Genomic DNA, 13,369 nt, shown 5'->3' on the forward strand with positions numbered 1-13,369 from the left:
TCCTACCGGATCCGTTTCTGGGTGCCTTTCGATCATCTCGCACCGGTTCGGGTATCGGGCGCAGACACAACGTACGGCACTCGCAATGTTGCGTCTCGCTGATCGCTAGGTGCTGTTGAGTGCCTCGAGTACCGCTTTGGCCGTGGAAACGCCGATACCGGGCACCGCGGTGATCTCGTCGACCGTCGCGTCCTTGATCCGCGCGACCGAACCGAAATGGGTGACCAGCGCGGCGCGGCGCGTCTCGCCGAGCCCGCGTACCGAGTCCAGCGCCGACGCCGTCATCCGGCGCGAGCGCTTGCTGCGATGGAAGTTGATGGCGAAGCGGTGCGCCTCGTCGCGCACGCGTTGCAGCAGGAACAGCGCCTCGCTCGTGCGCGGCATGATGACGGGATCGGGTTCGCCGGGCACCCACACCTCTTCGAGGCGTTTGGCCAGGCCGATCACCGCGACGTCGGTGATGCCGAGTTCGTCGAGCACCTCCGCGGCGGCGGCGACCTGCGGTGCGCCGCCGTCGACGACGTAGAGATTGGGTGGGTAGGCGAAGCGGCGCGGTCTGCCGGTCGTCGGATCGATGCCGGGGCGTGAACCGGGCTCGTCGGTGTCGTCGGCGGCGAGTTCCTCCGGCAGGTCGACGGGCTGCTGACGTTCGCGCGCCAGCCGGGCGAAGCGGCGACGGGTCACCTCGGCGATGCTGGCGACGTCGTCGGAGCGGCCGCCGCCCGCGGCCTCCTTGATCGCGAAGTGGCGGTACTCGGATTTGCGGGCAAGGCCGTCCTCGAACACCACCAGCGAGGCGACCACGTCGGTGCCCTGCACATGGCTGATGTCGACGCATTCGATGCGCAGTGGCGCGCTGTCGAGTTCGAGTGCGTCCTGAATATCTTGCAGCGCTTGGGATCTCGATGTCAGGTCGCCCGCGCGCTTGAGCTTGTGCTGGGCCAGCGCCTCGCCCGCGTTGCGCTGCACGGTTTCGGCGAGCGCCTTCTTGTCGCCGCGCTGCGGGATGCGCAGCGACACCGCCGAGCCGCGCAACTTGCTCAGCCATGCCTGGATCTCGGGCGCGTCGGCGGGCAGCACCGGGACGAGCACCTCACGCGGGACGACGGTCGCCGCCTCGGGTTCCATGCTCTGGTCGGCCATCGCTGCCTGCTCACCGTAGAACTGGGTGAGGAACTGTTCGACGAGGGCGGCCAGTTCGGTGCCGGATTCGGCGATGTCGAGCGCGTCGCCGGATTTGTCGACCACCCAGCCGCGCTGACCGCGCACGCGCCCGTCGCGCACGTGGAAGATCTGCACGGCCGCCTCGAGTTCGTCGGTGGCGAAGGCGATCACATCGGCGTCGGTGCCGGTGCCGAGTACCACCGCCTGCTTCTCGAGTGCCCGGCGCAGGGCCTGCACGTCGTCGCGCAGGCGGGCGGCGGTCTCGAAGTCGAGGTCGTCGGCGGCCTCGTGCATGCGGCGTTCGATGGCGCGGACCATCTTGTCGGTCTTGCCGGACAGGAAGTCGCAGAAGTCGTCGACGATGTGGCGGTGCTCGTCGGCGCTGACCCGGCCGACGCACGGCGCCGAGCACTTGTCGATGTAGCCGAGCAGGCAGGGGCGCCCGATCTGGTTGTGCCGCTTGAAGACTCCGTTGGAACAGGTACGCGCGGGAAACACCCGCAGCAGCAGGTCGAGAGTTTCGCGGATGGCCCAGGCGTGGGCGTAGGGGCCGAAGTAGCGCACGCCCTTCTTGCGGGCGCCCCGGTAGACGAAAAGCCGCGGATATTCCTCGTTGAGAGTCACCGCGAGCACCGGGTAGGACTTGTCGTCGCGGTAGCGCACATTGAAGCGCGGATCGAATTCCTTGATCCAGTTGTATTCGAGCTGTAGCGCCTCGACCTCGGTGGACACCACGGTCCACTCCACGCTCGCGGCCGTTGTCACCATCTGCCTGGTGCGCGGATGCAGTGACGCCACGTCGGCGAAGTAGGAGTTCAACCGGCTGCGCAGGCTCTTGGCCTTACCGACATAGATCACCCGCCCGTAGGCGTCCCGGAATTTGTACACACCGGGTTCGACGGGAATCGTGCCCGGCGCCGGCCGGTATGTCGCGGGATCTGCCACGTATCCAGGGTAGCGAGGCCTACCGACAATCCCGCCGCCTGTGCTGGGTGGGACGGCACGGGCGAACCGTCGGGTTCGGCGGCGGGGGCCGGTGTGTAGCGTTGATGTTCGGCTTGCCGCCGGAAAGGACCCCCGATGACCGACGCCCCCGCCCTGCACCCCTACGACGACCTGGACGACGAGGCGACCCCGTCGTGGCTGATGCCCGCCACGGTGCGCGGCGCGCGCTTGATCGCCCTGGTCTCCGCGGCGGTCGGCGTGGTGCTGATCGTGATCGGCGCCGCACTCGGCAAGCAGAGTCCACTCGGCGTGGTGGTCGGCTACCTCCCGACCTTCGCCCTGGTTCCACTGGTCGTGCTCTTCGGCCGGGCGGGCGACCGCGTGCGCGTCGCCGCGGTGACCCTGGCGGCCGTCGGCGCACTCACCTCCTGCACCGGCATCCTCACCGGCCTCCCGCCGGGCGCGGTGGGCATCGTCGCCTCGGGCGCCGTCGCCGCCCTGCTCATGCGCCCGTCGGCCAAGACCTGGTTCACCCGCCAGCGCTGAAGGCCTGCCGCTGACAGCGCGGTAACCCACCTCCTCGTTCGGGACCACCGAGCGGTGGTTCGCACGACCGTACCGACCGCTTACCCGGTGGCGATCCCGTGGAGTGCCAGGGCGTCGATCAGGGCGCGTGGACGGTCTGCGATCGGGAGTGGGTCGACGAGGGCGAACCGGGCGCCCAGGGCGGTGGCGCCGCCGTCGGCCTCGGCGCTGTCGCCGACCATCAGGACACGGTCCGGGTCGACGCCGAGGCGGTCGATCGCGTCCAGGAAGATCCGTGCGTCGGGTTTGATGGCGCCGACCTCGTAGGACAGGGTCATCGCGCCGACCAGTGTGTCCCAGCCCCTGGTGGCGAACGCGGGCCTGATGTCGAAGGCGATATTGCTCACCACACCCACGGGGACACCCTGGGCGGCAAGGGCTTTCAGCACGGTTCCGGTGTCGGGGTACGGCGTCCAGGCCAGCGGGTCGATGAGCCGCCCGTACAGGTCGGCGGCCTGCGCCTCGGGAACGCCCGAACCGCGCAGCACCTCGAGATAGGCCTGGCGGTGCAGGGCGGGATCGAGGTCGCGGTTGTCCCAGGCGTGCTGGCCGGGCGGGTCGAAGGTCATGAACTGTTCGACCGGTGCCGTCATGCGCCGCAGGACCTCGGCCTTGGCCGCCACGTCGAACGGGGTGCCGTCGTCGCCGACGAGGACGTCGGCCCAGTTCGGGTCGTCCTCCAACCGGAACACCGTGCCGGAGAAATCGAACAGCACCGCATCGATCGCCATGTCAGCCAGGGTAACGCTGCCGCGCCCGGCCGGAAATCCCTGTGCGCGACGACGGTTCGGGGTTACGCTGCCACGATGACGCCAAGGCGACGGACGTGGATCGGGGCCACGACGGCCGCAGTGCTCACGGTGGGGCTGCTGGCCGGTTGTTCGACAGACGACACCGAGGCGGCGGAGTGCACCAGCCCGCCCAACGGCACCCCGATCACGGCGGCGCCCGCGACCGCGACGGGCCCGACCACCCAGAATCTGAGTACCAACCCCGAGATCACCTCGGGCTACCGAGGCGACATGTCACCGGTCCGCACCAGCACCTACGCGGTGTCGACGGCGAACCCCATCGCCACCGAGGCCGCCTGTCGGGTGCTGCGCGCCGGCGGCACCGCCACGGATGCCCTCGTCACCGCCCAGGCGGTGCTCGGCCTGGTTGAACCGCAGGCCTCCGGCATCGGCGGCGGTGCGTTCCTCGTGCACTACGACGCGAAGTCCCGCACGGTGGAGGCCTACGACGGCCGCGAGACCGCACCCGCCGCCGCCACCGAGAACTACCTGCGCTGGGTCAGCGACACCGACCGGACCGAACCGGCGCCGAACACCCGCGCCAGCGGCCGTTCGATCGGGGTGCCCGGTGTGGTGCGGATGCTGGAGCTCGCGCACCGCGAGCACGGCATGACCGCCTGGAAGGAACTGTTCGAGCCCGCGATCGCGCTGGCCGACAGCGGTTTCGAGATCAGCCCGCGGCTGGCGGGCCAGATCGCCGAATCGGCCAAGGACCTCGCGACCGACGAGGGCGCGCGCGCCTACTTCCTGGAACCGGACGGCTCGCCGAAACGCACCGGCACCGTGCTCACCAACCCCGCCTACTCGAAGACCCTGTCGGCCCTGGCCACCGACGGCGCGGAGGCCCTGTACAGCGGCCCCATCGCCCAGGACATCGTCGAGGCGGCGGGCAGCACGGCGGGCGGGCGCACACCGAGCCTGCTCACCACCACCGACCTGGCGAACTACGAACCGAAGAAGCGCACCGCGCTGTGCACCGGGTATCGCAAATACGAACTGTGCGGCATGCCCGCGCCGTCCTCGGGCGGCAGCACCGTGGCGGCGACGATGGGCATCCTCGCCAATTTCGATCTGGCCGCGCTCGGCCCGCGGGACGTGAACCGCAACGGCGGCAAGCCCGATGCCCGCGCCGTGCACCTGATCTCGGAGGCCGAGCGCCTCGCCTACGCCGACCGCAACAAATACGTCGCCGACCCGGATTTCATTCCGCTGCCGGGCAATTCGGCGCTGTCGCTGGTCCACCCGCAGTACCTGAAGGAACGCTCCACGCTCATCAACCCGGACCGCAGCATGGGTACGGCCCAGCCGGGTAATCTCGGCCCGGTGCCGCTGGGCAACGGCCCGCAGCCGCCCGAGCACGGCACCAGCCACATCTCGATGGTCGACAAGTACGGCAACGCGGCCGCGATGACGACGACGGTCGAATCGGCCTTCGGTTCGTTCCATTTCGTCGACGGGTTCCTGCTGAACAACCAGCTCACCGACTTCGCCGCCGACCCGCTCGACCCCGACGGCACCCCCGTCGCCAACCGCCTGCAGCCGGGTAAGCGGCCGCGCAGTTCGATGAGCCCGACTCTGGTGTTCGATCGCGACGACAAGGGCAACCGTGGCGAGCTCGCGCTGGTCACCGGCTCACCCGGCGGCTCGGTGATCATCCAGTTCGTGGTGAAAACCCTTGTCGGAGCGCTCGACTGGGGTCTGGATCCGCAGCAGGCAGTGTCGGGGGTGTCCTTCGGGGCGGGCAATTCGCCGAGCACGGGTATCGGCGGCGAGCATCCGGCGATCGACGCCACCGCCAACGGCGACAACGACCCCCTCGTACGCAAGCTGCGCGAGATGGGTCACCAGGTGACGGTCGCACCACAGTCCAGCGGCCTCAGCGCGCTGCAGCGCGACGGCAAGGACGGCTGGATCGGTGGGGCCGACCCCCGCCGCGAGGGTGCGGTACTCGGCGACACCCGCTGACCGCTGCGCCTGAGTCCGCTGGGCGAACTCAGGCGCTGTAGCGCGCGCCGAGTTCGCGCAGACGCTCGATGGCGTCGGCGGCGTAGGACTTGTCGTTGGACCGGATGGCCAGCATCGGCACGTAGTCGTCGTCGACGAGTTCGAGCCGCGCCCACGCCTTACGGTCGGGGAAGGCAGCGCCGCGGATGACCTCCCACGGGTATTCGCGGTAGCCGAGAATATTGCGCACGGCCACCCCGCGCGCACCGGCACGCACCCGTGGCCGGGTGAGCAGCAGCACCGCTCCCGCGCCGAGGACGCCGATCAGGATCATCGCGATCTGGTCGGCGACCCGGAAGTTCACCCCGGTCGACCCGGTGCGCAACAGCAACCCACCCGCGGTGAAGAACGCGAGCACGAGCACCGCGGCCACGGCGGCGGTCCGGCTCGCGCGCCGAGGGCGCACCTCGAGCTCCCAATCCGCGTGCTGTTCCACCGGCACCGTCACGCCGATCGCAGCGCGCGCAGGGTGAGCGCGGCGTCCAGCGCGGCGGCGCAGGCCTGCTCACCCTTGTCCTCGGCCGAACCGGGCAGCCCGGCACGGTCGCGCGCCTGCTCCTCGGTGTCGGTGGTGAGTACGCCGTTGGTGACCGGGGTCGACTCGTCCAGCGACACCCGGGTGAGCCCGGCGGTCACCGCATCACACACGTACTCGAAATGCGGTGTGCCACCACGGATCACGACACCGAGCGCGACGACAGCGTCATGGCTCCGCGCCAATTCCTGGGCGACCACGGGCAATTCCATCGCCCCGGCGCAGCGCACGACGGTGACGTGCTCGACCCCGGCCTCCCTCGCGACGCGTTCCGCGTTCGCGACCAGGGTGTCGCAGATCTCGGTGTGCCAGCGCGACGCCACAATGGCGAGCTTGAGGTCGGTGGCCTTGGCCAGCGCGAATTCCGGTACGCCGGTGCCGCTCATCGTCTGATGCTGCCTTTCGGGAGAGTTACTGCGCGGTTTCGCCGAGATCCAGGTCGTCGAGACCGACCAGATCGTGGCCCATGCGATCACGCTTGGTCCGCAGATAGTGCAGGTTCTCGGCGTTGGCGCGCAACGGCATCGGCACCCGCTCGGTGATCCGCAGCCCGTACCCGTCGAGACCGACCCGCTTGGCCGGGTTGTTGGTGAGCAGCCGCATCGACCGGATGCCGAGGTCCACCAGGATCTGGGCGCCCGTGCCGTAGTCGCGGGCGTCGGCGGGCAGGCCGAGGTCGAGGTTGGCGTCGACGGTGTCGCGCCCGGTGTCCTGCAACTGGTAGGCCTGCAGCTTGTGCATCAGGCCGATGCCGCGGCCCTCGTGCCCACGCATGTAGAGCACCACGCCGCGACCCTCTTTGTCGACCATTTCCAGTGCCGCGTCGAGCTGCGGGCCGCAATCGCAGCGCAGCGAACCGAACACGTCACCGGTCAGGCACTCCGAGTGCACCCGGACCAGCACGTCCTCGCCGTCGCCGATGTCGCCGCGCACCAGCGCCACGTGCTCGGCCTCGTCGAAGATGCTCTGGTAGCCGACGGCCTTGAAATCGCCGTGCGCGGTCGGGATGCGCGCCTCGGCGACCCGGACGACGTGCTTCTCGTGCTTGCGCCGCCAGGCGATCATGTCGGCGATCGAGATCATCGCCAGGTCGTGCTCGTCGGCGAACACCCGCAGCTCGTCGGTGCGGGCCATGTGCCCGTCGTCCTTCTGGCTGACGATCTCGCAGATCACACCCGCAGGCCGCAACCCGGCCATCCGGGCCAGATCCACCGCGGCCTCGGTATGACCGGGCCTGCGCAGCACGCCGCCGTCCTTGGCGCGCAACGGCACCACATGACCCGGACGGGTGAAATCGTCGGCCTTGGCCTCGGCGCTGGCCAGCAGCCGCATGGTGACGGCGCGGTCGGCGCCGGAGATACCGGTGGTGATGCCCTCGCGCGCGTCGACCGACACGGTGTAGGCGGTGCCGTGCTTGTCCTGATTCATCGCGTACGCGGGCGGCAGACCGAGGCGGTCGCAGTCGTCGGCGGTCAACGGCACACAGATGTAGCCGGAGGTGTAGCGGATCATGAACGCGACCAGCTCCGGGGTGGCCTTCTCGGCCGCGAAGATGAGATCGCCCTCGTTCTCACGGTCCTCGTCGTCGATGACGACAACAGCCTTGCCGGCCGCGATATCGGCGATCGCGCGCTCGATGCTGTCCAACCTGGTCACGTCTGCTTGCTCCGTAATCTTGGCGGCTGGCGCCGCAGGGTCACTACTACAGTACGGCGTGCGTCGGGGGCCTTTTCGAGGCGCCCGACACAGTGGGTCAGCCTCGCTGTGCCAGGCGCTCCACGTACTTCGCGATGACGTCGACCTCGAGGTTCACGGTCGTGCCGACCGGCGCGGTGCCGAGCACGGTCAGTGCGAGGGTGGTGGGGATCAGTGACACCTCGAACCAGTCGCGGTTGCCGTCGGCGGCGGGTTCGTCGTCGATACCGAGGTTCGACACGGTGAGCGAGACGCCGTCGACGGTGATCGAGCCCTTCTGCACCACATAGCGGGCGATGGCGTCGGGCAGGGAGACGCGGACCACCTCCCAGTTCTCGGACGGGGTGCGGGCCAGCACGGTGCCGGTTCCGTCGACGTGGCCCTGGACGAGATGTCCACCGAGGCGGCTGTTGATCGCGGCGGCGCGTTCGAGGTTCACCCGGGAGCCGGGCACGAGGGCGCCGATGCTCGACCGGTCGAGGGTCTCGGCCATCACGTCGACGGTGAAGCTGTCGCCGTCGATCACGTCGACGACGGTGAGACACACGCCGTTCACCGCGATCGAATCGCCGTGTCCGGCATCGGAAGTCACCAGCTTGCCGCGGATCGTCAACCGGGCGGCGTCGGCCAGCTGCTCGGTGGCCACGACCTCGCCGAGTTCCTCGACGATCCCTGTGAACATGTCTGACTCCCTTGTCGCGTCATCCGTACCCGTTGGGCCCAACAGCGGGTAGACGACCGCTATTCCCGCTCGACGCACAGCCTAGTGGCGGCACAGGTGAGGGTGGAATCCGACCGCGCGCTGAGCGGGAGGTCGCAAAACCCGCACGGCGACGGAAAATCGCGGGAAAAGAATCCGGACATAAAGAATCGCCGCCGTAATAGAATGCGGCGGTAATCCTTCGTTGGTTTACTCCGTGTGTCGGTGCAATAAATTTTCCGGCCACGACCACCCCGATTTGTACCCCGGGCTCCGAAAGAAGAAACACGGAGATCCACGGACTTGCCACGCCCTCGCCACTGACGCAATATTGTTACGTCAACGATTCCCGACGTTCAACGATGCGATACCGGGAGACAACACTGTGAGCTACCCACTGCTCGATTCCACGCTGGAAAGTCGCTGCGTCCATTACCGACGGGAGCTACACCTGCCCGCGACGGTCGACCCCGACTCCCGGCGCATCCTCCTGCAGATCGGCACCCACTACGGTGCGGTGACCATGCCGGGTGACCTGGGTGAGCGGGTACAGGCGCAGTTGCGTGCCGACGGTATCGCCGGACCGGTCGTCGACCATCCGCGCGCCCATTGCTGGACCTTCCTCACCGGCCCCTGCCACCTCGACACCCTCACGCCGACGGCCGAAGCCGAACTGTTCCGCCTCTACGCGAGCGTCGCGTGCGCGGGCAGCCACATCGTGCTGCCCTCCCCCGACGACGAACGCACCGGCTACCGCACCTGGGTGCGCGCACCGGAGGCAGCCGACAATCGGCCACCGCTCGAGGCCGTGATCGAGACAGCGAGGGCGCTGGGCAGCCACGCCCTGCACCCGCACTGACCGAACCGGTTCACGGCAACCAGGCGGCGGTTGCCAGACTGCGCAGATTCTGGACGGCCGCACCGGGGTCGGCGGTGTTGTAGACCGCCGACCCGGCCACGAAACAATCGATGCCCGCCGCGGCGGCCTGCTCGATGGTGTCGGTATTGATGCCACCGTCGATTTCGACGAGCAACCGCAATTCGCCAGCGTCCACGAGATTGCGCACGATCCGCGCCTTCTCCAGCACCTCGGGAATGAACGACTGACCGCCGAAACCCGGTTCCACGCTCATCACGAGCAGGGTGTCGAATTCGCGCAGAATTTCCAGGTACGGCTCGATCGGCGTGTTCGGCTTCACCGACAGCCCGGCCTTGGCACCCGCCGCGCGGATATCGCGCGCGACGGCGATCGGATCGTCGGTGGCCTCGGCGTGGAAGGTGACGTTGTAGGCGCCCGCCTCGGCGTAGCCGGGCGCCCAGCGGCCCGGATCCTCGATCATCAGGTGGCAGTCGAACGGGATGTCGGTGGCTTTGAGCAGGCTCTGCACCACCGGCAGGCCGAGTGTGAGGTTCGGCACGAAGTGGGCGTCCATCACATCCACATGCAGCCAGTCGGAACCTTCGACAGCGGCGGCCTCGGCGGCCAGGTTCGCGAAGTCCGCGGACAGGATGGACGGGGCGATCATCGGCTCGGCCGGGCGGTGGAACGTCGGTGTGGACACAGCGCGCAAGTGTAGCGACCGCGTGGTGATCGGCGGCCGGTTGTGGGTAGCCTACAGAGCGTGACCAATATTTCGGCGGAACAAGAGCTGTTCAGCGATCCGGTGCAGATTCGCGTGGCAGCGTCGGTGACCCAGCTGCCGATCCTGCGCGGATTGGCCGAAACACTGGTCCTGCTCAGCGATTTCACCCTCGACGAGGTGGCCGACGTGCGTCTGGCGGTCGACGAGGTGTGTTCCACACTCATCGCGATCGCCGCGCCCGGCTCGCAGCTCACCTGCGAGTTCGTCGTCGGTGACACCGAACTCGTCGTGCGTGTGGAGGGTGTCGCGGCCGCGGAAGGGTTGCCCGACCAGCGCAGCTTCGGCTGGCATGTGCTGCGCACGCTGAGCGACGAGGTGAACGCCGACCAGCAAGGATTCGACGCCGCCAGGTCCGGGTATCCGACGAGTGTCCGTATCCGTCGGGTCCGGGGGAAGGCGTAGTGCACGGCGAAACCAACGAAGAGCACAAGCCCGATCCGGAAACTCTCGAACAGCCCGCCGAAGCCGTGCTCGACGAGCCCGTCATCGAGGAGCAGGTCGTCGAGGAGCAGTTGACCGAACCCGCGCCCGCTGCTCCGTCCGGGTACGACGACGTGAGCGCGCTGTTCGAACGGCTCGCGGCGACCGAACCCGGCACCGCCGCGCACGCCGTTGCCCGGGACGCGCTGATCAACCGCTGCATCCCACTGGCCGACCACATCGCCCGCAAGTTCAGCGGCCGCGGTGAGCCGTTCGACGATCTGTCGCAGGTGGCGCGGGTCGGCCTGGTGCACGCGGTGGACCGGTTCGATCTGAGCCGTGGCTCGAACTTCCTGTCGTTCGCGGTGCCGACGATCATGGGCGAGGTGCGGCGGTATTTCCGCGACAACACCTGGGCCATGCGGGTTCCGCGCCGGGTGAAGGAAACCCATCTGCGTATCGGTGCGGCCGTGGACCAGCTCTCACAGCGGCTGGGTCGTTCGCCGACGGCCAAGGAGATCGCGGCCGAACTCGACGTGGACCCCGACGAGGTGACCCAGGCGGTCATCGCGGGCAACGCCTACCAACCCACCTCGATCGACGCTGCCTCGGTCGGTCGCGACAGCGACGCCTCGCTGCTCGACACCCTCGGCGAGGAGGAGTCGCAGTTCGACCGGGTCGAGGAGTACATCGCGGTTCGCCCACTGCTGGCGGGTCTGCCCGAGCGGGAGCGGCGGATCCTCACGATGCGCTTCTTCGAGTCGATGACCCAGACCCAGATCGCGAATCAGCTCGGCATCTCGCAGATGCACGTCTCGCGAATCCTCGCGAAAACCCTTGCGCGCCTGCGCGATCTGTCCGAGCGGGACTGAATCCGCCACGGGGACGACGGTGTCCCCCTACGCGCGTTCGCGCCGCAGTTTCGCAGGTGCGCGCAACCACCAGGCGCTGTCGATCAGCTCGGCGAGCTGTTGCCGGTCGACCACTTCCAGATCGATGAGCACATACGGGTGCCCGTCGTAGTGCGGCGTCGTATAGAACGCCGGATCCCCCGAGGCGAGTAGCGCCTCCTTCTCCGACGGCTCACACAAGAGCACCAGCCCGCCCTCGGCCTCCGACCGTAGCCGCGCGAAACTCTTCCCGCCGACCGATAGCCCCGGACTGCGCCACCACGTCCCCTCCGCCACCCCCGGCAGCGCGGTCGCGATCTCCACCACCTGTTCCCACGTCATCGCCATACGCGAATTCTCCCCCGCGAGACACGCCACGCCTTGGACGAATGTCACCGCTCGCGGTCGCACGGCTACGCGATGCGCCGCACCGTGATAAGCCATCGAGGGCTCCCCCGTCCGGCACAGGGCGGCGCGGCCGGATTCGAACCGCACCGCCATGCTGGCCGTGCCTGCTACCACTTGCTTCGCAGGCCCACCGCGGCATCCGGTCGACGATATGACGGTGCGGCGGCCCTCACATAGCCGGCGTCGGCCCTCTACTTCTTGCGCAGGGCCGACAGGAACATCGCGTCGGTGCCGTGGCGGTGGGGCCAGAGTTGGGCCGAGGGGCCTTCGCCGAGGCCGGTGACGCCGGGGAGGAGGTCGCGGGTGTCGAGTTGTTCGGCGCCGGTGCGGCGGACGAAATCGGCGACCACCGCGACGGTTTCGGACAGGTGTGGGGAGCAGGTGGAGTACACGACCACACCACCGGGGCGCAGGAGATCCCAGGCGGCGGTGAGGAGTTCACGCTGCAGAGTGACCAGTTCCGGGACGTCGGCGGGAGTGCGGCGCCAGCGTGCCTCGGGGCGGCGGCGCAGGGCGCCCAGGCCCGTGCAGGGGGCGTCGACCAGGATGCGATCGTAGCCGGGTTCCAGACCGGTGTCGCGGCCGTCCTTCACGTGCACCGTGACGGGCAGGTCGCGGGTGGACTTGCGGACCAGTTCGGCGCGGTGCTCCGACGGCTCCACCGCATCGACGGCGAACAGGTCGATCGCGGCGAGCGCGCCGAGCAGCGCCGCCTTCCCGCCGGGTCCGGCGCACAGATCGAGCCAGCGACCCTGGTCGGGGCCCTCGAGCGGTGCCCGGCTCAGCGCCAGCGCGACGAGCTGAGAACCTTCGTCCTGCACCGCGGCGATTCCCTCGCGTACCGGTTCGAGCTGACCGGGATCACCGCCGTCGAGGTACACCGCGTACGGCGACCAGCGACCTTCCTCACCGCCGGTGACAAGCGCCAATTCCTCGGACGTGATCTCCCCGGGACGCGCGACCAGATGCACCACCGGACGTTCGTCGTCGGCGGCCAGCAGGTCGGACAGTTCACCCGCCTGCGCACCGAGCGCGTCGGCGAAGGACTGGGCGATCCAGGTGGGGTGCGCGTATTCGAAGGCGAGCTTGCCGACCGGATCGGCCGGTGCCAGTTCCGCGATCCACTGCTCGGCGGTCTTCTCCCCCGCCCGCCGCAGCACCGCGTTCACGAAACCGGCACGGCCCTGGCCGAATTCGGCACGGGCCAGATCGACGGAGGTGTCCACGGCGGCATGCGGGCTGGTCCGTGTGCGCAGCAGCTGGTAGACGCCGAGGCGGAGGATGTCGAGGATCGGCCCGTCGATCTCGCCGACCGGACGACCCGCGCACGCCGCGATCACGGCATCGAGCTGCCCCTGCGACCGGCACGCACCATAGGTGAGCTCGGTCGCGAACGCGGCATCACGCCCGCTGATCTTTCGCTCCCGCAACAACTTCGGCAGCACGAGGTTGGCGTAGGCGTCACGTTCGCGCACCGCCCGCAACACGTCGAGGGCCACCTCCCGCGCCACGTCCACCGGCTCACCCCGCCGCTTGCGCGGACTCGGCACACTCGGATCCGGCCGATCGGCGCGCTGCCGTTCACTGCG

At 69.0% G+C, this 13,369-nt stretch carries 14 protein-coding genes; 5 read left to right on the top strand and 9 right to left on the bottom strand.

Translation table 11 applies throughout. The features are described 5' to 3' along the window. Positions 1-105 precede the first annotated feature (105 nt). A complete protein-coding gene (gene uvrC, locus AB0I35_RS05140; protein ID WP_357394480.1) occupies positions 106-2,109 on the bottom strand; it encodes an excinuclease ABC subunit UvrC in 2,004 nt (667 codons plus the stop codon). A 135-nt stretch (positions 2,110-2,244) separates the two neighbouring features. Here uvrC and AB0I35_RS05145 point away from each other — a divergent pair, with 135 nt between their 5' ends. Continuing rightward, positions 2,245-2,655, top strand: coding sequence for a hypothetical protein (locus tag AB0I35_RS05145; RefSeq protein WP_357394481.1), 411 nt, complete (start codon positions 2,245-2,247; stop codon positions 2,653-2,655). 80 nt (positions 2,656-2,735) lie between these two features. Here the strand turns inward: AB0I35_RS05145 and AB0I35_RS05150 are convergent, their stop codons facing one another. Beyond that, positions 2,736-3,425: an HAD-IA family hydrolase gene (locus tag AB0I35_RS05150; protein WP_357394482.1), complete on the bottom strand. Its 690-nt coding sequence runs from the start codon at positions 3,423-3,425 to the stop codon at positions 2,736-2,738. Positions 3,426-3,500: 75 nt separating this feature from the next. Here AB0I35_RS05150 and AB0I35_RS05155 point away from each other — a divergent pair, with 75 nt between their 5' ends. Next, positions 3,501-5,450: a gamma-glutamyltransferase family protein gene (locus AB0I35_RS05155; protein ID WP_357394484.1), complete on the top strand. Its 1,950-nt coding sequence runs from the start codon at positions 3,501-3,503 to the stop codon at positions 5,448-5,450. A gap of 28 nt (positions 5,451-5,478) precedes the next feature. Here the strand turns inward: AB0I35_RS05155 and AB0I35_RS05160 are convergent, their stop codons facing one another. The 4 genes from AB0I35_RS05160 to AB0I35_RS05175 form a co-directional block, all read right to left on the bottom strand. Then, positions 5,479-5,925, bottom strand: coding sequence for a PH domain-containing protein (locus tag AB0I35_RS05160; protein WP_357394485.1), 447 nt, complete (start codon positions 5,923-5,925; stop codon positions 5,479-5,481). 8 nt (positions 5,926-5,933) lie between these two features. Next, entirely contained in the window at positions 5,934-6,410 is a 477-nt protein-coding gene (ribH, locus tag AB0I35_RS05165) for a 6,7-dimethyl-8-ribityllumazine synthase (protein ID WP_357394486.1), read from the bottom strand. Between the two features lie 25 nt (positions 6,411-6,435). Next, complete coding sequence (locus AB0I35_RS05170; RefSeq protein WP_357394487.1) at positions 6,436-7,680, bottom strand: bifunctional 3,4-dihydroxy-2-butanone-4-phosphate synthase/GTP cyclohydrolase II; 1,245 nt, start codon at positions 7,678-7,680, stop codon at positions 6,436-6,438. A 97-nt stretch (positions 7,681-7,777) separates the two neighbouring features. Then, a complete protein-coding gene (locus tag AB0I35_RS05175) occupies positions 7,778-8,401 on the bottom strand; it encodes a riboflavin synthase (RefSeq protein ID WP_357394488.1) in 624 nt (207 codons plus the stop codon). 403 nt (positions 8,402-8,804) lie between these two features. On the opposite strand from AB0I35_RS05175, the gene AB0I35_RS05180 reads away from it, so the two are divergent. Further along, positions 8,805-9,278, top strand: a complete 474-nt coding sequence (locus tag AB0I35_RS05180; RefSeq protein WP_225280667.1) for a hypothetical protein — start codon at positions 8,805-8,807, stop codon at positions 9,276-9,278. A gap of 10 nt (positions 9,279-9,288) precedes the next feature. Here the strand turns inward: AB0I35_RS05180 and rpe are convergent, their stop codons facing one another. Then, the gene (gene rpe, locus AB0I35_RS05185; RefSeq protein WP_357394992.1) at positions 9,289-9,945 is read right to left on the bottom strand and encodes a ribulose-phosphate 3-epimerase; all 657 of its coding nucleotides are present in this window, start codon (positions 9,943-9,945) and stop codon (positions 9,289-9,291) included. A gap of 96 nt (positions 9,946-10,041) precedes the next feature. Here rpe and AB0I35_RS05190 point away from each other — a divergent pair, with 96 nt between their 5' ends. After that, positions 10,042-10,464 (top strand): anti-sigma factor, encoded by a 423-nt coding sequence (locus AB0I35_RS05190; RefSeq protein ID WP_067493638.1) that lies wholly within the window; start codon positions 10,042-10,044, stop codon positions 10,462-10,464. Further along, positions 10,464-11,354, top strand: a complete 891-nt coding sequence (locus AB0I35_RS05195; protein ID WP_357394490.1) for an RNA polymerase sigma factor SigF — start codon at positions 10,464-10,466, stop codon at positions 11,352-11,354. The genes AB0I35_RS05190 and AB0I35_RS05195 overlap by 1 nt, the downstream gene beginning before the upstream one ends. A gap of 27 nt (positions 11,355-11,381) precedes the next feature. On the opposite strand, the gene AB0I35_RS05200 is transcribed toward AB0I35_RS05195, so the two are convergent. Together AB0I35_RS05200 and AB0I35_RS05205 are read right to left on the bottom strand one after the other, a co-directional pair. Beyond that, the gene (locus AB0I35_RS05200) at positions 11,382-11,720 is read right to left on the bottom strand and encodes an MmcQ/YjbR family DNA-binding protein (RefSeq protein ID WP_067636589.1); all 339 of its coding nucleotides are present in this window, start codon (positions 11,718-11,720) and stop codon (positions 11,382-11,384) included. Between the two features lie 251 nt (positions 11,721-11,971). Continuing rightward, positions 11,972-13,330, bottom strand: a complete 1,359-nt coding sequence (locus AB0I35_RS05205; RefSeq protein WP_357394994.1) for a transcription antitermination factor NusB — start codon at positions 13,328-13,330, stop codon at positions 11,972-11,974. Positions 13,331-13,369 lie beyond the last annotated feature (39 nt).

This window comes from Nocardia sp. NPDC050378, assembly GCF_040655675.1.
Taxonomy (GTDB): Bacteria; Actinomycetota; Actinomycetes; order Mycobacteriales; family Mycobacteriaceae; genus Nocardia; species Nocardia coubleae.